A 22811-nucleotide genomic window follows, 5' to 3' on the forward strand; every position below is an offset into this window, starting at 1 on the left:
CAGCCCCCTCACACGACTTTATCTTGCCTCCTGCAATGATCATTCGCGCCAGTGAAATCGATTTTCTGAGCGATTTCGCTCCTCGCTTTAAACATAAACCGCAGCACGGAGCCGCCGATTTGCTCACATTCCATCGCATAGGTAAGCAGCATAAACTCTTCATTGCACCGAGCAGACATCCCCGACAGCTGCTCCAAGCGAATGTACTTCTTCGGTATCGTGATGGAATATTCAAACCATACCTGCTGATCTCGAATCGACATCTGAAACAGCTCGTCGTATCGATCTCTCTTGCGATGCCAGTGGCTAACTTCGCCTGTCAGCAGCTCTTCGCTCCAATCCGATTCATGATGTATACAATTGGCAATGAATTGACTCCTGTAGTAAGGTAACAAATTCATCGTTACACCTCCGTGTTCTCTTTTTGCAGTATAAGCACTAATTGTTAAAAAAGTTCATCTGTAACTATTTGCTCTTTATTAATCTGAACAACCTAAATAAGCCGTCCCCCGCACGAAAAAGGCAGCAGGTAATAAAAAAGGCGTCCCGCAAGTGTGAACTTAGGGACACCAAAATCAAGCGCTTAACGCTAGGCGGCTTATTCTAACGGACCGAGCAGCCCTTATTTGGTCAAAATCAGCCACTTTCGTGCGCTAACGGACCCAGCTGCCGCTATTAGACCAAAATCATCTCCACAAGGCGCCAAAATGGCGAATTAACGCCCGTGGAGTCCGTTACATTGGCAACTTGCGCGTTTGGAGCTTTCTAACGGCTCTGCGGTCCGTTAGAAACCATGCTCCTCGACCATTCCCTACAAGCTCTCCGGCATGGATGCGATAATGATCGTGATTTCAGCGACGACTGCATCCAATACAGCGCGGTACGCCACCGGATTATCGAGCAGCGTGGCCTCCAGTTGGATCGCTGTAACGGTCAATCGATGCGCGGACAAGTTTTTGGCTACGCCAATCAGCGTATGCGCTTCGCGCTCGGCATCGCGGAATCTCCCTGCCTCCATGTGATCCGTCAAACGATCGGCGAACGTGGCGTACTCCTTCTTGAACAAATGAAGAATATGCATCAAGATAGAAACTTTGCCTTCTAGCCGCTGCAGGACGCTCCCAATCTCAATGCCTTGAATGCCTAATTGAATAACCTCATCCACCGTGCGCTGCTCCGAAGTCCTTCTGCTGCTCGGCCTTGGAGCCAGCCATTTGTTCAAGCAATGGTTTAACCGTTCGGCTTCAAGCGGCTTAAGCAAAATCTCGTTAATGCCAATCTCGTAATAAGTTTCATGATCCTGCTGCATCGCATTCGCCGTCAACGCAATGATCGGCACCTCTGCATAAGCTGCATCTTCGCGAATGCGCTTGGAGGTTTCGTATCCATTCATAAGCGGCATATACATATCCATTAGAATCAGATCAACGGCATGATGCTTCAGCAGCTCTAACGCTTCAAGGCCATTACTGGCAACATGAATGTCCAGCCCTCTCATCTTCAGCAGTTCAATTGCCACTTGTTGATTGATCATATTATCCTCTACAAGCAGCACGCTTCTACGATCTGTTGCCGCATGTGACATGTCCAATCCTTCTGATCCGCCGTCATGAACACCTGCAATCTCATTCTCCAGCGCTCGTTCCTTACGATGGACAATCCGATGCAGCGACCGGAACAGCTCCAAGCGGCTAGTCGGCTTATTAAGCAGAGCATCCGCACAACGCTCGCCCATAATATGAACGATTTCCTCCCGCGCGTAAGCCGATGTAACCGTAATGACGCCAATGTCTTTATGCTCGATCCGCCCCATGACCTGCTTCCACGAATGCTCGCCGTACATATCGTCCATCTCCATATCCAATAGGAGGCAATGAATTCGTTCCCCTGTCCGTTCCGCTTTATCGAGGAACCGATAGAGCGCTTCCCAGCTCGACGATGCCGTCACGCGGCAATCGAATGAGTTTAACGAACGCATCAGCACCTCTCGCATCAGTGGATAATCTTCTACAATGTGCACATGGTAAGGCCCATTCTGTGACGGAAGCAGCCACTGCTGACGGTCTCCTTGCTGGCGTACTTGAAAATCCAGCTCAAAGCAGAAGCAGCTGCCAATTCCCGGACTGCTCTCGACTTGAAGCTCGCCGCCAAGCAATTGGACAAGCTCCTTCACGATTGGCAGCCCGAGCCCCGTTCCAGCCAGCTTGCTTGCGCTTGCATACTCGGCTTGCCAGAACGGCTCATACAGCATATCGATCTGGTCTTCCGTCATCCCGATTCCGGTATCCCGGACCGTAAACCGCAGCCGAACGATTCCGTTCATTTCAATTACGCGTTCAACACGTACCAAAACGTGGCCGTGTTCGGTAAATTTAATCGCATTGCTGCACAAATTCATCAAAATCTGCTTTAAGCGCAGCGGATCGCCAATTACTTTATCCGGCAGCCCGGCTTCCGATTCGAGAATGACTTCAATTTGTTTAATGCCCTTGAGCACCCCGACCGTGCTCGTCAGTTCATACAGAAGCTCGTCAATCTGGAATTCGAGCTGCTCCATATTCAGCTTGCCGGCTTCAATCTTGGATAGGTCAAGAATGTCCGTAATAATGCCGAGCAGCAGATGGGACGATGATAAAATTTTATGCGCATAGTCCTGCTGCGTATCCGTCAGCTCGGTATGCTGCATCAGCTGCGTCATGCCGATGATGCCATTCAGCGGCGTGCGAATTTCGTGGCTCACCCGCGCCAGGAACCGGCTCTTCGCCCGGTTCTCCTGATCCGCTTGCTTGAGCTCCGTAATTTCGTGCATGCTGCAAATCATCGACTTGGAGCTTTCCATTGGCCCCTTGATCTCCGACAGGGTCACATAATACTCGCTCACGCGCCCATCCATAAGCACGATGCTCGTCTCAAACCTCGATTTCTTGCCGGACGTTGCCGTTTCATTCAAATGCTTGTTCCACTGGGATTCGTTAACAATGAGTTTCAAGCCGAACAGATGCTGATCAGCGGCCAGCTCCGGCCCAATTCCGGCAATTTTGCAAAAATAGCTGTTTGCGAACAAAATGCGCCCTTCCTGATCCAGCTCCAATATACAATCCTGCGGATTTTCGGCAAGCGATCGATACCGCTCCTCGCTCTCAATCATCTTGCGCTCCGCTGCTTTTCGCTCCGAAATATCGACGACGCCACCGATGATTGCAGTAACGACGCCGTCCTCGATAATCGGCTCCAAGGTGGCCCATACGTTGGTTCCCCCCAGCATGCCTTCGAATGCATAGGGAGCGGCGCTTTCCCAAACCCGTTCATAATACCGTTCGAGCCTGCCGGAAGATTCTGTTGGAAGCAGAGAGAAGGGCTTAATATTCTCATAAAAATGCTCCTCCGAGCCGAGCGGCATCCCCAGCAAACCGAGCAGCTTTCCGCTAATCATCTTATAATGAAACTGTCCATCAAGACGAACCAGCTTAAACGTAATGCCATGCTGAAGCCGAAGCGTGCTGCTTAGCTCATCCTTCGTTTCCTTCAGCTTCGTCTGCCAATCGTCAACCTTCATCAGATAACGCAGCAATGCCGCCATGAACAAATTGCCGAATAAGCTTGTCAGCAAAAACGCCACGAGATTCCGATCGAACTGTCCTGAGCCTGCGACGCAGCAAGCTGCCATAAAAATAAAAACAAGCATGAAAGATTGCAGAATCCATCGGTACCAATACGACCGGATATGCTTCTTCATGACGACCGCTCCGAACAAGATGATCGTGCCGACCACCATCGATCTTACCCACACCGCGGGGTCATTCAGCTCGGGTATGGTCATTACGGCAAGCGTGATGAACCCGGAAACGCCTCCGCCGAAGTGAACGGCAACCAGCAGCGCGATCGAGCGTAAATCCAATTCCGCATCCAAATGATAAGGCACGCCAAAAAATAACAACGATGTTCCTATTAATCCGATATAGATACCGACCGATATCAATTTTATGGCATTTGACCGGCGGCGGACGAAATTTTGTTGATAGAGCTGTACACCGATAAACGTAAAGATGGCCAATAAGGAAAGATTCAAAATAAAATGCTCAAACATACGATTGGGGTGCCTCCTATCGGATTCCAACTAAAGTCTTATTCTATTATAGCCAAATTATAATAGACGAGCATATTTCGACATTATATAATGATCTTACCTATGAAATATTAGGAAAGTATTAGTTTTGCTAACAATGTTTCATTTAAGGCGGGGGCATTCATGACAAAAGTACTAATTATTGAAGATGACAACATCTTTGGTGACATGCTGAGCCTGTATCTAACGGAAGAGCAGTATGAAGTCACGCGCGTACCAAGTGCCGGCGAGGGGCTGCGGGCACTGCAGGAATTTGCTCCTAACGTCGTTCTCTTGGATTTGATGTTGCCAGACACAGAGGGCATTAACGCATGCGCAATGTTAAGAGGATTTACAACGATTCCGATTATCGTGATCTCAGCAGAAACGAAGGTGTCCGAACGCATTCTCTCGCTAAGCGAAGGGGCAGACGATTACTTATGCAAGCCGTTCAGTATGCAGGAGCTCAAAGCACGGATCGAGGCTGTGCTGCGGCGCACCAATATGCAATCAGCCGTTATCGCTCCGCCAGCAGCACCTAACGCCGACGAATGGACGCTTGTCCTCGATATGGCCAGGCGGCTGCTGATCTGCAACGGAAACGAGATCGAGACGACTTTCTCCGAATTCGAAATCATTAAGCTGCTCTACCACAATCCGGGCAAAGTGTTCAGCCGTGAAGAGCTGATCAACGCGATCCGAGGCATCGATTCTTATATTAACGAACGCGCGATCGACGTACACATTACGAATCTTCGCAAAAAAATCGAACAGAACCCGAAAGAACCGCAGTATATAAAGACGGTTTGGGGCGTTGGCTACAAATATATAAAAAAATAGAGGGGATGCCCCTCTATTTTTTTTGTTTGTTCTATGATGCCTGGATCGTTTTCTCCAACGCTATTTTCAACTGCGCCTTCCGGCTCTCTGCCGTGCTGCCGCCGATCTCCTCTATCGTTAACAGATTGCTCATGCAGATGGACATCAGCTTCCGTATGCTGTTAATATTCATTTTACGAAAAATGTTAGCGACATGGTTTTTTACCGTCTTCTCGCTAATGCACAAATATTCCGCTAGCTCCTGATTCGAATACCCATTGAACACGAGCAGCGAAACAACCTCAAACTCGCGCTTCGTCAGCCGACATTGCTCATCTTCCAACTGTTCAATTCCGTTCATTCGATCCTCTTTCCCCGAGTGTATTGTTGTTGGGAACTGTTAGCCCTTTTCCGGTCGTTATCTTCTACGTATCTACTATAAGCCAATACTATTAGATTCCAAATCGAATAATCATTAAATATTGCTTTGTTTTCCTAACACCGGCTTAACAATTACCTGCAAACGAAAAACTCGGTCCCCTCATCATTTCGATGAAGAACCGAGTTTTTTAGGCATGACCAGCTTGTAGCCGACTCCGCGAATCGATTCGATCTGTACCGACTGCTGACCAAGCTCCAGCTTTTTGCGCAATGAGCTAACATGAACATCAACCGTACGCTGGCCGCCGATATAGTCGAAGCCCCATACAATATTCATGAGGTCATCTCGCGTAACGACCATGCCTGGGCGCTGAACGAGATAGAGCAATACTTCGAACTCCTTGGGGCGAAGCGGAACGGATTCGCCGTTGAGGATAACCTCATACTTCTCTGGAAAAATCGAAAGCTCGCCAGCTGAAATCACCTTTTCATTCGATTCGACCGTTGCTTTCCCCTCATCCAGCTGCGTCCGGCGCAGCACCGCAGACACTCGTGCAAGCAGCTCCGCTACACCGAACGGCTTCGTAATGTAGTCATCCGCTCCATGCTTCAGCCCTTGCACGACTTCCTCTTCGGCGTTGCGTGCCGTCAAAATAATGATCGGCGTACGAATGCCGTTCTGGCGCAGCTTCGTCAAAATCTCGAAACCATTCAGCCCTGGAAGCATGATATCGAGAATAATCAAGTCAAAGCTGCGCTGCAGCGCAGCCTGCAGCCCCTCGGCGCCATGATCGATCACTGTCGTTTCATAGCCTTCTTGGGTCAGGTTATACGACAACAGACGCGCTAATGTCGGTTCATCTTCGATGACAAGCACCTTGTGCGACATGGAAACCTCCAACTCGCGTATCGCCGGCAAGCGACAATTTGCGTTGATTACAATTTTATATCTATTTTATCACGTTTTCGTAAAGAGCGGTCAAGCTTTTCTGCAACAGCTACGGGTGCAGCACTGGAAGCTCGATAATAAATTTGGTACCTACCCCCACTTCGCTCTCTACGGCTATTGATCCGTTATGCATCTCAACCAAATGCTTGACGATCGACAAGCCAAGTCCGGTACCGCCTGAACTCCGGGATCGCGCCTTATCCACCCGATAGAACCGTTCGAATATGCGAGGCAAATCCTTCTTCGGAATGCCGATACCCGTATCCTTGATCGTAATTCGAATCCGGTCATAATCGTCGCGTTCTTCATCGGTGAGCAGCGACCTGCCTGTCGATGCCGGCCACACAGGCTCGACCGTTACCGTCACCTTACCGCCTTCCGGCGTATAGTTAATGCCGTTCGATAACAGGTTCATCATAATCTGGCGCAGGCGATCCTCGTCAGCCTCCACGTAGATTTCGTCATCTGCCTTCAGCTCCAGCGTAATCCGTTTGCGGTTCGCCTCAGCCTCCATTAACTGGACCGTCTTCGCGGCGAAAGAGTCCATTTCCACCGGCGATAGCATGAGCGGCACTCGACGCGATTCGATTTTGGACAGCTCAAGAATATCGCCAATAAGCCGATTTAACCGTTCGCTCTCATCATAAATAATTTGCAGGAAGGAGCGCGCCGTCTCTTCGTCGTTCACAGCGCCGCCCAGCAGCGTCTCGGCAAACCCTTTGACCGCAGCGACCGGCGTCTTCAGCTCATGGGAAACGTTCGCAACGAACTCGCTGCGCATCCGCTCCAGCCTGCGTATCGCCGACACGTCCTGCAGCACCAGCAGCACGCCGACGAAATCATCCTTGTCCTGCAGCATCGGCACAATATTAAGCTCAAGCAGCCGTTCCTCCGGATAATAGAACGTCATTTCTTCGTGAATGTAAGTCTGCTTCTCGAACGCTTCCGCTATAAGCTGCGACAACTCATGCTGCTGGCGTGCTTCCGTATAGTGGCGGCCCACTAGCTCGCGCGCCGAGATGCCGAGTATTTCTTCCGCCCGGCGGCTTAAGAGCACGATATGACCGCTTCGATCGATCATGATGATGCCGTTAATCATGTTGTCGAGCACGCTCTCCAGTTGGCTTTCATTTTGCCGGATGCGCTCCATCTGCACCTGCAAGCTGTCAGCCATCGCATTAATCGCGTAGCCCAAATCCCCGATCTCGTCGCTCTTCTTCACATCGACCCGCGCGCGGTAGTCCATCCGCTGAATCCGCTTGGCCACCTTCGTAATCTGCTCCAGCGGCCTTGTCATGCCGAGCGCGACGCGATAGCTGACCAAGGCAGCTACGACGAAGAGGACAAGCAGCCAAATAATAAGCGCCGTCCACAGATCGCGAATGCTCTGCTCGACATCCTGCAAACTCATGGCAAGACGGATAAAATACTGATGGTTATCCATCGTGATCGGTACAGCAACGTACAGCATGTTCTGATTGACCGTATCGCTAAGGCGAATGCCGCGCCCAACGCCCTCGTGCAGCGCTTGCTGCACCTCTACCCGTTGAAGATGGTTGTCCATGCTGCGCGGGTCATGATCCGAATCGCCCAGCACGATGCCATCGGAGCGTATGAAGGTAACGCGCGAGCCCGCATCCTTCTTCAAGCTTTTGGCCAGCTCGGAATAGTAATCGTACTGCGCGTTCATTTCTACGTTATCTGAAGCCCACTCGGTATTAGACGCTATAATATGAATTTCCCGAACCATGCTTTCCTCTAAGGCATGGATATGATTGCGTTTGAACGTCTGCGCCATAATCAAGCCCGAAGCCAATACGGAAAAGCCAATTAGCGCAATCATGATCAGCGTCAGCCGCGTGCGAAAATGATTCATTCTTCGTGTCATCCCCCGTTCGTCACCTCTCATCAGCATACGATTTCTATCGTACATGCAGGGGCGAGGATGCGCCAGCTTCGCGTTTGTTAAGTTTTTGTAAAACATAGTGATGCAGCGTCGCCATCGGCTGTTGAATTAGAATCGACAATACGACCGGAACCGCTGCCAGCGGGCTGAAATAGCCCATCGCGAGGACGATGCCGAGCGAAATGTTCCGCATGCCCGAAGCGTAGGACATCGTAACTTGAATCTCCTGGCTACGCAGCGGCATTGCGCCAATATAGCCAAGCGCATAGCAGATCGCCACAAGCAGCAGACAGAGCGGCACTAAACGTACCATATCATGCTTCAATTGCTGCACATGCGGTTCGATCGCTGCGGCATTAAGCGCCACGACGCCGACAAAACAAAGCTTGGACAGCGGAGCGGTATACGGCTGCACCTTAGCCTGCAAACGACCGCGCGACAGCTCGTGCAGCAGTACGCCGACGACGGTAGGCGCCACGATAATAAGCACAAGATCGCGAATGAGGCTCATCGTATCGATCTGTACCACCTCTCCGAATAGCAAATGAATGCCAGCGGGCACAACAAGCGGACTAAGTGCCGAGTCCAACACGACGAGCGCCAGCATAAGCGGAACGCTGCCCCCGGACATCCCGACCCAAAGCACGGACGATACGCCGAGCGGAATAATGGCGAACAGAACAAGTCCCACGACGTAAGGCGAATGCGGTCCGAAAATAGCCGAGCCGATTCCGTAGGCGATCAGCGGCGCTATCGCATGCGTCAATGCAAATGTCCAAACCATGATGACCGGTCGGCGCATCACATGCTTAAGCTGCGTCAGTCCGCACCCGATCGCCATCGTTAACGTTACGTATGCGAATAAATAAGGCGCTGCGCCTACATATGGCGATAAGACAGACGAGCATAGAAAACCTAGAACAAGCGAGCCGGGAATCAACAAAAACATCCATTTTTCAAACCATCGATTAAAAGCCACTAGCGTATTCCCCTCTCGAACTCCATTCTGTTCAGTATAGCAGATTCGCCTATTGACCAGAAGCTGGATGACGCTTATAATAGCACCAACTTCATTACATGCATTATGCCGATGACGAGCATCCAACTCCGAGGCGTTTTCGCCAAGCGGTCTGCGCCTTCCGCGCATGCTGTCCTAAGTTAACCGGGCCCGCCCGTTACAGCGGATCAAAGATGGAGAACGCGCAAGGTTCTCCGAATTTGGGTGGCACCGCGAGCACACGCTCCTCGTCCCAATGGGATGAGGGGCGTTTTTTGTTCATTATGAGGGAGGCGCATAGGAATGAAGGCAAAGGAAACGTTGCATACGAGGCTTTACAATTTCAATCCGGGTCCGGCAGCTCTGCCATTAAGCGTGCTTGAGGAAGTAAAGCATACGACGGTGGAATACGGGGGACGCGGCATATCCCTGATGGAAATGTCGCATCGCAGCAAGCCCGTGGAGGCATTGGTCCATACCGCAGAGCAGCAGCTGCTGGAGCAAATGGAGCTTGCGAGCGGGTATCGCGCGCTGTTCATGGGAGGCGGCGCGAGCATGCAGTTCGCGATGCTCCCTTTAAACCTGCTCACGAAGGGCGCCGCAGCCGACTACATCCTATCGGGCAGCTTCTCGGAGAAGGCCGAGCAAGAAGCGCGTTATATCGGACAAACTCGCATTGCTGCCAGCACGAAGGCGAGCAATTGGCAGCAAGTGCCCGATGTACGCGACATCTCGATCCCGGCTGACTCGGCTTATGTGCATATTACAACGAACAATACGATTGAAGGCTCGCGTTTTAACGCTTTTCCACGGACGGGCGACGTCCCGCTCATCGCGGACATGACGAGCGATCTGCTAAGCCGCCGGATCGATTATCGCCAATTCGATATGATCTATGCCGGGGCGCAGAAAAACATCGGCCCAGCGGGAATTACCGCTGTCATTATTCGCGAGGAGCTGCTGGCGCGCTGCTCGCAGCAAATTCCGCTAATTTGGCGATATGAAACCTATGCGAGCAACGATTCGTTATATAATACGCCCCCTGTTCACACGTTATATGTGCTGGAGCGTATGCTCCAATGGACGAAGCAGCAAGGCGGCATCGACCAGATTGAGGAGCGAAACCGCGCCAAAGCCGCGCTGCTGTACGCGATGATCGATGGAAGCGACGGATTTTACAAAGGCATGATCGACGCCGAGCACCGCTCGGATATGAACGTCACATGGCGTCTGCCAAGCGAGGAGCTTGAACGGCAATTCGTGCTGGAAGCAGAGCAGCGCGGGTTTATAGGTCTGGCGGGGCACCGCAGCGTCGGCGGGCTCCGCGCTTCCGTATACAACGCTGTTCCCGTTGCGGCATGCGAAGCATTAGCTGATTTTATGCGGGAATTCATGAACAAGCATTAACATTTTATTGCCAAATGGTTCAAGTTTCCTTATAGTATTGTCTAATTATAGGAATGGAGGAGTAACCGATGTCCACGAACCAACGTCTTCAGCCAAACGAGTACGCCCCTTATTTTGAACGTTACACGAAGCTTGTGCCTGAGGGCAGCATAACCGATATTCTTGCTCAGCAGTCGAAACAGCTATCCGCGCTGCTCGGGCCGATTAATGAAGAGCAGGCTGAGTTTCGATATGCCGAAGGCAAATGGAGCATTAAGGAAGTGCTCGGGCACATTACGGACAATGAACGAATCTGGGCTTATCGGCTGCTCCGGATCGCGCGTGGCGACAGTCTGAATTATGCAGGCTACGACGAAAACCAATTTGTTAGCGCCGCTGATTTTGACCGCGTGCCATTCCATGATTTGTTGGATGCGTTCGACGCCGTCCGTAGAGCGACGATCCATCTGCTGCGAGGGCTTTCGGAGGAAGCTTGGCTGCGCACGGGAACGCTGTATGACCATCCATTGACCGTCCGGGCGGCGGCAGCCGTCATAGCGGGGCATGAGTTCCATCATTGCCAGGTGCTGAAGGAGCGTTACGTTCCGCGGCTGCTGGTGGATTAGGGAAGGGGATTCCAAAGGTAAACGCTGGCGCTCCTGCAGGCGATGCTTCACCTTCTAATAAGAAATAGAAAAAGAGAGGATTGATTGTTTTGTTCAAGAAATTTGCATCTGAGGCTTTCGGCTTAAGCGATATCGGCCAAATCGTATCTCCCGCTGATTATGATAAAGTAGATTCGGACGATTATGTGTTCCATGAGGACGACGAGAAGATCTTCTTTGTAATCAAGTCCAAAAAAGACGAGTACTGCTTCACCAACCTCGCGCTCATCCATCTGGACGGCGACAGCGCGTTGAGCTCCAAACGACTGCTTAAGCGTTACGCCTACAGCTCGTATAGAATTTCGGATGTATTCCTCGAAACGGCCGGCACGGTCGATATGGACGTTGAGATCAAATTCATGGTCGGCGATACGCCGTTCTCCATCGATGTAAAGAAGAGCCAACTGGAATCGCTGAAAGACCTGTACAAAGCGTTATACAAAATCTCGGAAATTAAAGCGCATAACAGCACGTATTTGAAAATTGCCGATGAGAGCATTGAAGTTGCCAAAGCAACGTTGAGCCACTCGATGCCGCAGAATGCTGCGCTCTCCACGCAGTTTGATCAAATCAATCTGATGGTGTTCGAATGGAAGAAAAATAAACTCGACGAATATAAAGTGAAAGACTTCGGGTTTGTTTTTGAGAAGTATATTAATAACTAGGCTAGCTATTATTTATTTATATAGATGACAAAGCGGTGCAGGGAGATCTCCCTGCACCGCTTTGTTTTGGTCGCCCTTGACACGAATAGGGCAGATTTCTATTCCCTATTCTCCCGCTTGGCCGCCCTCAACGCGGATAGGGCAGACTTCTCTGCCCTATTCTCCCGCTTGGTCGCCCTCGACACGAATAGGGCAGACTTCTCTGCCCTATTCTCCCGCTTGGTCGCCCTCGACACGAATAGGGAAGATTTCTATTCCCTATCCGCCCGCTTGGCCGCCCTCGACACGAATAGGGAAGATTTCTATTCCCTATTCTCCCGCTTGGTCGCCCTCAACGCGAATAGGGCAGATTTCTCTGCCCTATTCTCCCGCTTGGCCGCCCTCAACGCGGATAGGGAAGATTTCTATTCCCTATTCTCCCGCTTGGCCGCCCTCGATACGGATAGGGAAGATTTCTATTCCCTATCCTCCCGCTTGGCCGCCCTCGACACGAATAGGGCAGATTTCTATTCCCTATTCTCCCGCTTGGCCGCCCTCAACGCGGATAGGGAAGATTTCTATTCCCTATCCTCCCGCTTGGCCGCCCTCGATACGGATAGGGAAGATTTCCTTTATAGCCCCCTAATCAACTTGGACACTTTCACCACTTCATATAAACTTAGAAGAAGTGGAGGAATTGTCCATGAAAAGAAGGTTTCGATGCCCCGTTACGGTGAAGAGGGAGCTGGTAGCCGAAGTGCTAGCCGGGGCAGTTGCCCGACAGCACGGTATGTCTCCGAGTACACTGAGCACGTGGGTTCGTCAATACCAGGATGAGGTGGGTGATATAGTGGTACGCAAACAGGACGAAGCAAAGCAGATAAAACTAGATGCAGCAAGCCTTCATGAGTTACAGAATAAATACAAGGAAGCTATGAAGCTGTTGGGTGAGAAAGAGCTGGAAAACAACATTCTGAAAGACCTTTTAAAAAAACGAACCCAGCCGCGCTGAAAGACTTGAAGTAGCGATTCGTTGGATTGAAAAAGGTTATCCCGCTCGTACGGTGCTACGGATCTGCCAGGTGCCTCGGTCAACCTACTACTATCGCTTACAGCATCCTGAACGCATGCAACCCGTACGACCGGGGCGCCCCATTCCGGGCTATTCGTATGATCAATCGGGCGATAAGGTAGCAGACAAGCGTATTCAGCGTTACATTCGAAAGCTAATTCAAGGGCCTGATTCATCTTTTGGTTATCGGAAATTAACCGTTCTTTTGCGGCGGAGATATAGGCTTGTCATTAACAAAAAGAAAGTTTACCGCATCTGTAAAGAGATGCTCATTCTCCTCCCACAACGCGAACAAGTAACGCGGGTGCCAAAACGAGTCGCCAATAACCGCATCGTTACAGGGGCCAACCAGCTCTGGCAAATGGACATTAAATACGGATATGTAGCCGGACAACGGCGGCACTTTTATTTGGCTAGCATTATTGATGTGTTTGATCGCGCGATTGTTGCCTACCACAGAGGAAAGGCATGCAGCAAGGACGATATTATACTAACGCTCCAAAAAGCCTTGTTAAAACGAAGTGCGCATGGCCCGATTAGTCCGGTTATTCGAACAGATAACGGGCCACAATTCACGAGCCATGCGTTTCACGCGTTTTGTGAAACAGCCGGAATTGAACATGAGCGAATCCCAAACCAAACTCCTAACAAAAATGCCTACATCGAGTCCTTTCACAGTATTTTGGAACGAGAGTGCTACCAACGTAACTGCTTCGAGAACTACGAAGAGGCATTTAAGGAAGTGGACCGGTATTTGCATTACTACAACTGGGATCGCATTCATGGCAGTCTTAATGATTGGCCTCCCAGCGAATATCTGCGATTAGTTATGCAAGGTGCCATAAAACCCAGAGATATAGCGCTATGATGAGATTTGAGCAATGTGAGTGTGAAAAGTGTCCAATATTGAGGGGTTAAACCGTTTCTATTCCCTATCCCCTTGCTTGGCCGCCCTCGACACGAATAGGGAAGATTTCTATTCCCTATTCTCCCGCTTGGCCACCCTCTACATGAATAGGGAAGATTTCTATTCCCTATCCTCCCGCTTGGCCGCCCTCGACACGAATAGGGCAGATTTCTCTGCCCTATTCTCCCGCTTGGCCGCCCTCAACGCGAATAGGGCAGATTTCTCTGCCCTATTCGCCCAGCCGCCGTCCTTATTTAAACACCGGCTCCTTGAATTGCTCCAGCTTCGTGCGGGAATCCGCGTCCACTTGCGCGTGGAGGCTGTTGCCGTGCGAATCCATCGTTACGATTGCTGCGAAACCTTCCGTTTGCATATGCCACATCGCTTCGGGAATGCCGAACTCATCCAGGAAGTGTACGCCATTCACTTTTTTGAAGCATCTCGCATAATACTGCGCTGCGCCGCCGATCGCGTTCAAGTACACGCCGCCGTGCTCTTGCAGCGCCTTCAGCGTTTTGGCGCCCATGCCGCCTTTGCCGATAACTGCCCGAATGCCGAACTTCTTCATCACGTCGCCTTGATAAGGCTCCTCGCGAATGCTTGTCGTCGGCCCTGCCGCCTTCACATGCCACACGCCTTCGCGATCCTTCATCATAACCGGTCCGCAGTGATAAATAACGCCGCCATTGAGGTCAATCGGCGAATCATGATTGATCAGGTAGCTATGCAGCGCATCGCGGCCTGTATGCATCTCGCCGTCGAGGACAACGATGTCGCCAACGCGAAGGGAACGCACCTGCTCTTCCGTAAGCGGCATCTTCAAACGAACCTCGCGCGGCTCGTCCTCTCCCTCTTCCGAAACCGCAACGGCTTGCACCGCTTCATTCTCCGGTGCAGCGTTCATCGGCAGCTCCGTGCCTTGCGGATAAATCCAGCTCTTCAGCTCGCCTGTTGCGGCATCAAGCAGCAAGCCCTGGCGGCGATATGCCCAGCAATTGTAAGCAACGGATACGAAGAAGCTGGCTGGCAGCCGATTCATGACGCCCACTTTGCAGCCGAGCAGCGTAACCGCGCCGCCAAAGCCCATCGTGCCGATGCCGAGTTTGTTTGCATTTTCCAATACGTAATCTTCCAGCTTCTGCAGATCCTCGATCGGATTCACATCGTCGACATGACGGAACAACTGCTGCTTCGCCAGCTCATAGCCCGTCGTGCGGTCGCCGCCGATGCCTACGCCGATGAAGCCTGCTGAGCAGCCTTGTCCTTGCGCTTGATAAACCGCGTGCATGATGCATTTGCGAATGCCGTCGAGGTCGCGGCCTGCTTTGCCAAGCCCTTCAATTTCAGCCGGCAGGCTGTATTGAATATTTTTGTTCTCGCAGCCGCCGCCTTTGAGAATAAGACGAATGTCGATGTCTTCCTTCTCCCATTGTTCAAAATGGATAACCGGCGTGCCCGGCCCGAGATTATCGCCCGTATTCGCGCCCGTCAACGAATCAACGGAGTTCGTGCGCAGCTTGCCATCCTTCGTTGCACGCGCAATTGCATTGCGAATCGCTTGCTTCATAACGATTTGATTCGCGCCAACTGGCGTATGCACGAAGAAGGTTGGCATGCCCGTATCTTGGCAGATTGGCGAAACATTGCATTCCGCCATCTCAATATTTTCTGCAATCGTAGACAGGGACAAGCCTGCGCGCGTTGCGCGGTCCTCCGCCTCTTGAGCTGCCTTAATGGCAACGCGCACGTCGCCTGGCAGGTTCGTAGATGTTTCGACAATCAGCTTGTATACGCTATCCTCAAAATGTTGCATAATCGTACGAAATCTCCTCTCTAGTCGCTTTACTCCCTAACCATTATAATAGCATACATAACATCACCCCCGCATGTCCGGAAGGGCGGGAGAATCGAACGAAAAAGGAGAGATTTCGCGTTGGAGAGCGATTTTTTTGCTTATATGTACCGATTGAAGTATATCGAACGCTGGAGCTTGATGCGCAACACAACGCGCGAGAGCGTAGCGGAGCATTCCTTTCATGTCGGATTGCTTGCGCACATGCTGTGCGAGATCGGCAATCGCGTATTTGGCCGTTCATTGAATGCTGACCGCGCAGCAGCAATGGCGCTGTTTCACGATGCGACGGAGGTGTTCACAGGAGATATTCCAACGCCCGTCAAACATCATAATCCCAAAATGCTCGCCAGCTTCCGCGAAATCGAAGCGATGGCCGCAGAGCGGCTGCACAGCATGGTGCCTGAACCGCTCCGCGCCGCTTATGGGCCGCTGCTTGGCATTCCGTCCGAAAGCAATGACAGCCATTCGACAGCACAACGTGAAGATAATGAGCTGCACGTCATGCTCAAAGCCGCCGATCTGCTCGACGCTTATCTCAAATGCTTATCCGAGGTTGCCGCAGGCAATCGCGAATTTGCTGTAGCGAAGGTCGAAATCGAAGCGAAGCTAGCTTCGCTGGACATGCAGGAAGTGAACTGGTTCCTCGACCATCTCGCGCCAGGGCTTGGCCGGACGCTTGACGAGCTGAGCCGCAGCGAATCTTAACCAGAGAAAATATTGGAAGGTATATTGAAAATTATACATGTGGTTCATTCCGGGCCATGTCGTGTATAGTGTGATAGGTAACTTTACACGTTTAATAAGGTGGTGAGCTACATGAGATTGATACGAAAATGGGGAATACTGCTCGTCCTTGGCGGAATACTTGGCGTTTTTCTAGGGTACAACGGCGCCGAATTAAGCGGGAAGACGCTGCTGATCATATTCGGCTGTGTGCTGATCGTCGCACTCGCGCTGAATATCATTCAGACGAATTACGTGCTCCGCTATTCGAGAAACGATCATACTGTGGCCAAAACCTTGCAGCGATTAAGCCGCTCAACTCCCTATTTTGCCGCAATCTCCGATCTGCTTGAAGGTCGAACAGAATCGGCAGCCGCAAGACTGGGCAGCATAAAAAATGACAAGCTCCGTGCTGTTGTAGGCGCTGCTATTGCCATGGAGAACGGACTGTGGCATGAGGCCGAGAAGCATATTCATATTCAAGATAACAATGATGCACGCAATACGAGCAAAGCGCTTCTTCGCCTTTATCAAGACGATTGGAAAGGCTATGAGGAAGCGAAGCGCTTGGTCGACCATCAAGGGCTTCAGTATGCGCTCGAAGCAGATGCCGCTTTCCGCCGGGGAGACCTCGCAAAAGCCGATGAGCTCGGCGAGCTTGCGATTGCGCATACCGCAGGGATGCAGCGGTACGCGCTGATCCGATATCGGGAGTTGCGCAGCAAGGAGCCGCAGCGGCGGAATTATTTTTAAACTTTCAAGAGACTATCCAGTGCTGTCCTAAAAGTCATGATCAAGAGACTTTCAGGGCAGCTTTTCATTTTTTCAACCGCGCAGAGCGAGCGGCCTTCCGATCACAGTCGTCACCGGATTGCCCTGACGTTGCACTTTGTACAACGAGCAAGGGATAATCTCCCCTTCCCCGTAGGCCTCATTGCAGTTCATGCAATAGTATCCGATTCGGAAGAGATACGAAGTGCCCAAGCCAAAGAAACCTGCCTTTCCCGTTGCGCAATATGCAAGGACACCCCTTTCACTTCCGCGTTCGCGTTGATTTTATTGCATAAACTGCAAGGAGCAGTCTGCTGCGCGTACCAAAGCGACCTCAAATCTGACACGCAGCGCAGGGATTGCTTTCCTCTTGGTCAAAGCAAACCATCGTTCCCGAACATAAGTAAGCGAAAAAAATAGACATCCAAACGATAAGTCGTTTGAATATCTATTTCATCACCAATCTTCCATTCACCCAGCCGCTACTCCTGCCTCCAGCCAAACGGATAAGTCGGCGATACGCCGAGCGGCAGGCGCCCTTGCGGCACAAGCGCGCCTGTCAGCGCTTTGGCTGCGGAAGACAACGCCAACGGCCGGCATTCGTACACAGCGATATAAGCGGAAACCTCTGGATATACGTTCAAATCAAGCGGGTTGCGCACCGACACCGCAACGGTTCGATCCGCTGCGCGGCGGAGCACGTCTGTCGCGATCGTCCGCTCCAGCTCATGCTTCACTGCGTCATACGTCACGAGCACGATGCGCTCGAACGCCTCCAGCCCCTCAAGCGGATCGCCGTCGTTCATTCGACGCTCCACCACATTCGGCATCGACTGGGCCAAATAGCCGCCCAATGTGCCGTCTCCTTGCAGCAGCTCATCGGCTTCCGACACCGCTACGATCTCCGGCCACAGGACGAGCGTCTGCGCTTCGGTAGGAAGCGGCAGCAATTCGGCATCATTTTTGACCAATGTAACGGATGCCTCGCTCCAACGCTTCGCCGTTTCCCGATTCTCAGGCGTTCCAATCGCGTGCACCACCGTATCCCAAGGCGCGAGCGCAGTGCCGTACTTCGCCTTCAGCGCCATTACGCGAGCAAGCGACTCATCAAGCCTCTGCTCGGACAACTCACCCCGTTCAACCGCTGCAACGACCGCTTCGACGGCTTGCCGTTGCTTCTCATATGTGTGGCATACAAGCACAAGATCCGCACCAGCTTGCAAGGCCATTACAGCTCCCCGCCCCGGGCCAAAACCGTCGTCAATCGCTTTCATTTCTAGGCAATCCGTAATAATAGCGCCTTCATAACCGAGCTCCTCGCGCAGCAGCCCTGTCAGTACCGCATGCGACAACGTCGCAGGAACGCCCGCTGGCTCCAGCATCGGCATCGCAATATGCGCCGTCATCATCACATCCACGCCTGCCGCAATCGCAGCTTTGAACGGCACAAGCTCAATCGCATCAAGACGCTGACGATCATGCGGGATTACCGGCATGTCCTGATGGGAATCTACCGCGGTATCGCCATGGCCGGGAAAATGCTTCACAGTTGCGGCAACGCCCGCTTCCGTATACCCTTGCACTGCCGCTACGCCCAATCGCCCAACGACGTCAGGATGATCGCTGTACGAACGAACATTGATCACCGGATTATCCGGATTGTTGTTCACATCGAGGCATGGAGCAAAGTTGACATTAATGCCGAGCTTCAGCAGCTCCTCCCCGCATATCCGCGCCGTCTCGCGCGCCGCCTGCTCCGTGCCCGCAGCGCCGATTGCCATGTTGCCAGGCATTAAGGTAACGCCGTCCACAATGCGCGATACCATGCCGCCTTCTTGGTCGATCGACACGAGCATTGGCGGTCTCCCCGCTTGCTCGGCAGCCTGATGCAGCGCAGCCGACAAGGCATGCACCTGCTGCGCGCTTTGCACGTTACGGCTAAAGTAGATGACGCCGCCCAAGCCATAATCGGCAATATGCGCTAATACCGCTTCATCCGGCTCATAGCCGTGGAATCCGAATATGAATAGCTGACCCGCCTTCTCCTTTAAGCTCCATTGCCGCCAGTCTTGCTCCCCCATCATGCTTTCCCCTCTTCCCTTCGCTCCTCATGCTAGCCTTCCTATGCAATAGGCCTAACGTCAGCCCTTCATTCCTGCTCGGCCTCTACCGACAAGGCGCCAGCAGGCATCCGGCTGTTCCGATAGTCCGTCGGATTTTCCCCTGTATACTTCATGAACACTTTCGTAAAATAGCGCCGCTCCGAGTAGCCAACTTCCTTCGCAATCTGCGCAACGCTCTTCGGCGTCTCTACGAGCAGCACCTTCGCTTTGTCCATCCGCTGACGCGTTACATATTCGATGAAGGTGCAACCGAACGTTTGCTTGAATAACAAGCTGAAGTACGATGCGCTCAGCCCGACCTGCGTAGCCGCTTCCTCGACGCTCAGATCACGGAACAGATTCCGATCCATGTAAACCTTCGCTTCAAGCATCGATCGCTCGGATTGCTTGCGCGTGTCGCGCTCCAGCCCTGCATCCGATAGCTGGCGGATCATCGCGATCAAATCCTTCACGCCGTACAGCTTATCGAGCTTGCGCCACAGCTGATCCTCCTGCTCCCGGCGCAGCAGGCCCGTTTCCTTCATCTCCCGAAGCACATGCAGCGCAAAAAAATGAAGCATCGGCCGCAATCGGCCATAAGCCGCCTCGTCGATCCGCTGCAGCTGAGCGCTTACTTCTCTCAGCTCCGCATCGACCGCCACCCCATCGCCGCGCTTTAGCCCGCTGACAAGACGCTCGGCGATGCCCCACATCGCCTGCTCTGCACCCGATTGCCCCGGCGTATCCTGCGTATGGAACCGAATCGGCTCGTCGCCGCACTCCGTCGCCAGCTGCATGCCGCGCTGTACAGTCTTGTAGGCGTCCGCTAATTCAACAGCCGAAACATAGTTGGGATAAATCCCTGCCTCCAGCTTCAGCTTCACATGCTTCTTCACCTGATCGAGCAAATCTTGCGCCCAGCACTGGACCGCCTCACGGTCGAAGGGAACGGATGAACCGGTTTGTCCGCCGCCCGCCTGCTCAATAAGCACGCACCATTCGCCGTCGCGTGTTTGGATGACCGCATGGGCTTGACCGAGCTGCTCCATCGATTCGCGCAATACGTTGCAGATGGCAAAATTCCACAGCTTGCGCTCCTTGTCGCTCCACTCCCGCCAATCCTTCGCAGCCTCCGCCCCGACATCATAATTGAATAAGGCAAGAGCGTAGGTCCGGTCCGAAATCCGGCTCTCATCCCCGTTAAGCAGCCAATGGTCAGACGAGAGATCCGTATAATCCATCAGAATGTCATACAGCATCTTCTCTCCCGCCAAGCCGATCATCCGCCCCAGCTTGCGTTCTTCTTCCTTACGCTGAAGCCGCTTCTGACGGCGCTCATTCATCACGCGGGCGATGACCCCTGTCAGCTCATCGTACGGAATCGGCTTGAGCATATAATCCTTCACGCCATATTGGATAGCCATCCTCGTATAGGCAAAATCCTGATAACCCGACAGCATAATGATATCGACGTCCAGCTCTTCCGCACGAATCCGTTTGACCAGCTCAAGTCCGTCCATAACGGGCATCCGAATGTCACATAAAAGCAGATCCGGCGACTCCGCCTGAATCAGCTCATGAGCCTCAACGCCATTTCGAGCGGTGCCCACGACCTCCAAGCCGAGCATATCCCAAGGGATAACCTTCTCGAGGTTACGCGAGATATGCGGCTCATCATCAACGATAATTACTTTGCCGTTCACAGACGTCCCTCCTTGCTTCTAGGTATCGTGCACCGGATGATCGTGCCTTTTCCTTCTTCGCTGCATAACCATAGTCCGTATGAAGGGCCGTAATGGATTCGCAATCGTTCTGCAACGCTGCGAAGGCCGAGTCCGCGGCGTTCGCCCAGCTCCGCGGCTACCGCTTCCCGATCCCGATCTAGTCGGCCATCGACCAATCGTTTAATGACGTCTGGCGCCATTCCGATTCCATTATCCGAAATCGTAAACACAATGCGATGCTTCTCAAGCGTTACATCAATTCGGATAAGGCCGGTACGTTCCAGTCCATCGAAGCCATGCTGGATGCTGTTCTCAACCAGCGGTTGAAGCGTGAGCTTCAATATCGTATAATCAAGCGCTTCCTCTGGAACGTTCAACTCGTACGTGAACAGTTCCTCGAATCGATACTTCTGAATTTCCAGATAGCTGCGCACATGTTCAATTTCTTGATGGACCGAGTTTACTTCGTTGTCGTGCATGCTCGTTCGCAGCAAATTGCCCAGCCTGCGAACCATCATCATAATTTTTTTGCCTTCATTCTGCGCGGCCAGAGCATTGATCGACTCTAGCGTATTGAACAGAAAATGAGGCTTGATCTGCGCCTGCATAAGCATCATCTCTGCCCGCTGCTTGCGCTCCTGCTCCTGCCTGACTTCGGTCAGCAGCTTGCCGATCCGATCGACCATGCTATTGAAGCTGTTGGCGAGCATAACCGTCTCATCCTTGCCGCCTGCAGAGATGCGGATATCGAGCAAGCCTTGCTCGACCAGCCTCATTTTGCGCACGACGCGAACGATCGATTTGGCAACCCGCCCAACAAAGAACTGATTGAACAAAATGGCCGATAACAAGCAAATCGCCGTAATAGCGGCAATCCACTGGATGAACCGCACATTCTCATTCGTTAGCGAATCCCATGACTTCACAGACACGAGCACCCAGTCATTCAGCTCCAAATTGTAGGAGGAAACCAAGCTGTCCTTTCCATTGAAAGCTTCACGATTGCTCGTATAATGCGACGTCTCTTGCGGCGTCAGTGTCGTTAACGTGTTAAGCGGCTGGCCATCCAGCTCCCGCTTGCTGTCCAGCATGACCATCCCTGCCCGGTTGACGAGCATATAGCGCGTGTGGTCATCCTCCTGCGAGGATTTGCCGAACGTCTCCAGAATGCTCGCGACATCCGAGGTTTTGAACTGCATAACGATAACGCCAAGATCGCTCAGCGTATCGACATCCTTCACGATGCGCAGCTGCGTAAACAGCGGCGGATCTTGTCCGGTAATTTCCTGATGCTCATAAGGCCCAATCCACAGCGGACGTCCGGCGCGTTTCGTCACTTCCTTGAATACCGCATGGTTTTGCAGCAAGTCATAAGAAATGGGACGATACGTCGTCGGATCATTCCGGTAGGATTGAAACATCGTTCCATCCTTTGCATATAACACGATCAACGAGATCGCAGGGTGCTGGAACAAATTGCGGCTGATCGATTTCTCCGCGAGGTTGAGCTTAATTTGATAGCTCGCATCCTTCGGGCTTTGCATGCTGGACTTCAGAATGTCCTGAATGGTGCTGCTCGTAACGCTAGCATCCGACAACTGGCCGAGCTCCTTGAAGAAATAGCGGATATTGCCGCCGACAGCCGTCAGCGTCATCTCCGTTTGTTCATTATATTTCTTCTCAAGCAGCCGCTCCGAGTTCAGGAACGACGCAATGCCCAGCGAGAAGATCGGGATGACGATTAGCGCAATGAATGCGACGAGCAGCTTCAGTCTCAAGTTCATGTCCGGCAAGCCCCTTTATGC

At 52.2% G+C, this 22811-nt stretch carries 18 protein-coding genes; 8 read left to right on the forward strand and 10 right to left on the reverse strand.

Annotation, left to right across the window (positions count from 1 at the left end; all coding sequences use genetic code 11):
• Positions 1 to 8 precede the first annotated feature (8 nt).
• Together PAECUDRAFT_RS21640 and PAECUDRAFT_RS25000 are read right to left on the reverse strand one after the other, a co-directional pair.
• Positions 9 to 401 (reverse strand): hypothetical protein, encoded by a 393-nt coding sequence (locus PAECUDRAFT_RS21640; RefSeq protein ID WP_006040293.1) that lies wholly within the window; start codon positions 399 to 401, stop codon positions 9 to 11.
• A 410-nt stretch (positions 402 to 811) separates the two neighbouring features.
• Positions 812 to 4087, reverse strand: a complete 3276-nt coding sequence (locus tag PAECUDRAFT_RS25000) for a hybrid sensor histidine kinase/response regulator (RefSeq protein WP_006040294.1) — start codon at positions 4085 to 4087, stop codon at positions 812 to 814.
• 162 nt (positions 4088 to 4249) lie between these two features.
• Here PAECUDRAFT_RS25000 and PAECUDRAFT_RS21650 point away from each other — a divergent pair, with 162 nt between their 5' ends.
• Positions 4250 to 4945, forward strand: coding sequence for a response regulator transcription factor (locus PAECUDRAFT_RS21650; RefSeq protein WP_006040295.1), 696 nt, complete (start codon positions 4250 to 4252; stop codon positions 4943 to 4945).
• Positions 4946 to 4976: 31 nt separating this feature from the next.
• Here the strand turns inward: PAECUDRAFT_RS21650 and PAECUDRAFT_RS26605 are convergent, their stop codons facing one another.
• The 4 genes from PAECUDRAFT_RS26605 to PAECUDRAFT_RS21670 form a co-directional block, all read right to left on the reverse strand.
• Entirely contained in the window at positions 4977 to 5285 is a 309-nt protein-coding gene (locus PAECUDRAFT_RS26605) for a response regulator transcription factor (protein WP_006040296.1), read from the reverse strand.
• A 183-nt stretch (positions 5286 to 5468) separates the two neighbouring features.
• Positions 5469 to 6194: a response regulator transcription factor gene (locus PAECUDRAFT_RS21660; protein WP_006040297.1), complete on the reverse strand. Its 726-nt coding sequence runs from the start codon at positions 6192 to 6194 to the stop codon at positions 5469 to 5471.
• 109 nt (positions 6195 to 6303) lie between these two features.
• On the reverse strand, positions 6304 to 8130 hold the full coding sequence (gene pnpS / locus PAECUDRAFT_RS21665) for a two-component system histidine kinase PnpS (protein ID WP_006040298.1): 1827 nt from the start codon (positions 8128 to 8130) through the stop codon (positions 6304 to 6306).
• Positions 8131 to 8176: 46 nt separating this feature from the next.
• Positions 8177 to 9139, reverse strand: a complete 963-nt coding sequence (locus PAECUDRAFT_RS21670) for a bile acid:sodium symporter family protein (protein WP_040713809.1) — start codon at positions 9137 to 9139, stop codon at positions 8177 to 8179.
• Between the two features lie 321 nt (positions 9140 to 9460).
• On the opposite strand from PAECUDRAFT_RS21670, the gene serC reads away from it, so the two are divergent.
• The 5 genes from serC (at position 9461) to PAECUDRAFT_RS21695 (ending at position 13792) form a co-directional block, all read left to right on the forward strand.
• Positions 9461 to 10564 (forward strand): 3-phosphoserine/phosphohydroxythreonine transaminase, encoded by a 1104-nt coding sequence (gene serC / locus PAECUDRAFT_RS21675; RefSeq protein WP_006040300.1) that lies wholly within the window; start codon positions 9461 to 9463, stop codon positions 10562 to 10564.
• A gap of 68 nt (positions 10565 to 10632) precedes the next feature.
• The gene (locus PAECUDRAFT_RS21680) at positions 10633 to 11169 is read left to right on the forward strand and encodes a DinB family protein (protein ID WP_006040301.1); all 537 of its coding nucleotides are present in this window, start codon (positions 10633 to 10635) and stop codon (positions 11167 to 11169) included.
• Between the two features lie 89 nt (positions 11170 to 11258).
• Complete coding sequence (locus PAECUDRAFT_RS21685; protein WP_006040302.1) at positions 11259 to 11873, forward strand: PH domain-containing protein; 615 nt, start codon at positions 11259 to 11261, stop codon at positions 11871 to 11873.
• Positions 11874 to 12555: 682 nt separating this feature from the next.
• On the forward strand, positions 12556 to 12864 hold the full coding sequence (locus PAECUDRAFT_RS25415) for a transposase (protein ID WP_006040303.1): 309 nt from the start codon (positions 12556 to 12558) through the stop codon (positions 12862 to 12864).
• A gap of 25 nt (positions 12865 to 12889) precedes the next feature.
• The gene (locus PAECUDRAFT_RS21695; RefSeq protein ID WP_040713813.1) at positions 12890 to 13792 is read left to right on the forward strand and encodes an IS3 family transposase; all 903 of its coding nucleotides are present in this window, start codon (positions 12890 to 12892) and stop codon (positions 13790 to 13792) included.
• Between the two features lie 289 nt (positions 13793 to 14081).
• Here the strand turns inward: PAECUDRAFT_RS21695 and PAECUDRAFT_RS21700 are convergent, their stop codons facing one another.
• Positions 14082 to 15644 carry a FumA C-terminus/TtdB family hydratase beta subunit gene (locus PAECUDRAFT_RS21700; RefSeq protein WP_006040305.1) on the reverse strand — a complete coding sequence of 521 codons (1563 nt, stop codon included), beginning with the start codon at positions 15642 to 15644 and terminating at the stop codon, positions 14082 to 14084.
• 120 nt (positions 15645 to 15764) lie between these two features.
• Here PAECUDRAFT_RS21700 and yfbR point away from each other — a divergent pair, with 120 nt between their 5' ends.
• Entirely contained in the window at positions 15765 to 16391 is a 627-nt protein-coding gene (gene yfbR, locus PAECUDRAFT_RS21705; RefSeq protein WP_006040306.1) for a 5'-deoxynucleotidase, read from the forward strand.
• A 111-nt stretch (positions 16392 to 16502) separates the two neighbouring features.
• Positions 16503 to 17162, forward strand: a complete 660-nt coding sequence (locus PAECUDRAFT_RS21710) for a hypothetical protein (protein ID WP_006040307.1) — start codon at positions 16503 to 16505, stop codon at positions 17160 to 17162.
• Between the two features lie 500 nt (positions 17163 to 17662).
• Here PAECUDRAFT_RS21710 and nagZ read toward each other — a convergent pair whose 3' ends face one another.
• The 3 genes from nagZ to PAECUDRAFT_RS21725 form a co-directional block, all read right to left on the reverse strand.
• Positions 17663 to 19264: a beta-N-acetylhexosaminidase gene (gene nagZ, locus PAECUDRAFT_RS21715; protein WP_006040308.1), complete on the reverse strand. Its 1602-nt coding sequence runs from the start codon at positions 19262 to 19264 to the stop codon at positions 17663 to 17665.
• A gap of 65 nt (positions 19265 to 19329) precedes the next feature.
• On the reverse strand, positions 19330 to 20985 hold the full coding sequence (locus PAECUDRAFT_RS21720; protein ID WP_006040309.1) for a response regulator transcription factor: 1656 nt from the start codon (positions 20983 to 20985) through the stop codon (positions 19330 to 19332).
• Positions 20982 to 22790 (reverse strand): cache domain-containing sensor histidine kinase, encoded by a 1809-nt coding sequence (locus PAECUDRAFT_RS21725; protein WP_006040310.1) that lies wholly within the window; start codon positions 22788 to 22790, stop codon positions 20982 to 20984. The genes PAECUDRAFT_RS21720 and PAECUDRAFT_RS21725 overlap by 4 nt, the downstream gene beginning before the upstream one ends.
• Positions 22791 to 22811 lie beyond the last annotated feature (21 nt).

This window comes from Paenibacillus curdlanolyticus YK9 (assembly GCF_000179615.1).
Lineage (GTDB): Bacteria > Bacillota > Bacilli > Paenibacillales > Paenibacillaceae > Paenibacillus_T > Paenibacillus_T curdlanolyticus.

What these genes read in the sequence shown, in the direction of transcription:
- serC (WP_006040300.1), top strand. Translation starts at nt 9,461, where the DNA reads ATGAAGGCAAAGGAAACGTTGCATACGAGGCTTTACAATTTCAATCCG.
- PAECUDRAFT_RS25415 (WP_006040303.1), top strand. Translation starts at nt 12,556, where the DNA reads ATGAAAAGAAGGTTTCGATGCCCCGTTACGGTGAAGAGGGAGCTGGTA.
- PAECUDRAFT_RS25000 (WP_006040294.1), bottom strand. Translation starts at nt 4,087, where the DNA reads ATGTTTGAGCATTTTATTTTGAATCTTTCCTTATTGGCCATCTTTACG.
- PAECUDRAFT_RS21680 (WP_006040301.1), top strand. Translation starts at nt 10,633, where the DNA reads ATGTCCACGAACCAACGTCTTCAGCCAAACGAGTACGCCCCTTATTTT.
- PAECUDRAFT_RS21640 (WP_006040293.1), bottom strand. Translation starts at nt 401, where the DNA reads ATGAATTTGTTACCTTACTACAGGAGTCAATTCATTGCCAATTGTATA.
- PAECUDRAFT_RS21660 (WP_006040297.1), bottom strand. Translation starts at nt 6,194, where the DNA reads ATGTCGCACAAGGTGCTTGTCATCGAAGATGAACCGACATTAGCGCGT.
- PAECUDRAFT_RS21725 (WP_006040310.1), bottom strand. Translation starts at nt 22,790, where the DNA reads ATGAACTTGAGACTGAAGCTGCTCGTCGCATTCATTGCGCTAATCGTC.
- PAECUDRAFT_RS26605 (WP_006040296.1), bottom strand. Translation starts at nt 5,285, where the DNA reads ATGAACGGAATTGAACAGTTGGAAGATGAGCAATGTCGGCTGACGAAG.
- nagZ (WP_006040308.1), bottom strand. Translation starts at nt 19,264, where the DNA reads ATGATGGGGGAGCAAGACTGGCGGCAATGGAGCTTAAAGGAGAAGGCG.
- pnpS (WP_006040298.1), bottom strand. Translation starts at nt 8,130, where the DNA reads ATGAATCATTTTCGCACGCGGCTGACGCTGATCATGATTGCGCTAATT.
- PAECUDRAFT_RS21700 (WP_006040305.1), bottom strand. Translation starts at nt 15,644, where the DNA reads ATGCAACATTTTGAGGATAGCGTATACAAGCTGATTGTCGAAACATCT.
- PAECUDRAFT_RS21650 (WP_006040295.1), top strand. Translation starts at nt 4,250, where the DNA reads ATGACAAAAGTACTAATTATTGAAGATGACAACATCTTTGGTGACATG.
- PAECUDRAFT_RS21710 (WP_006040307.1), top strand. Translation starts at nt 16,503, where the DNA reads ATGAGATTGATACGAAAATGGGGAATACTGCTCGTCCTTGGCGGAATA.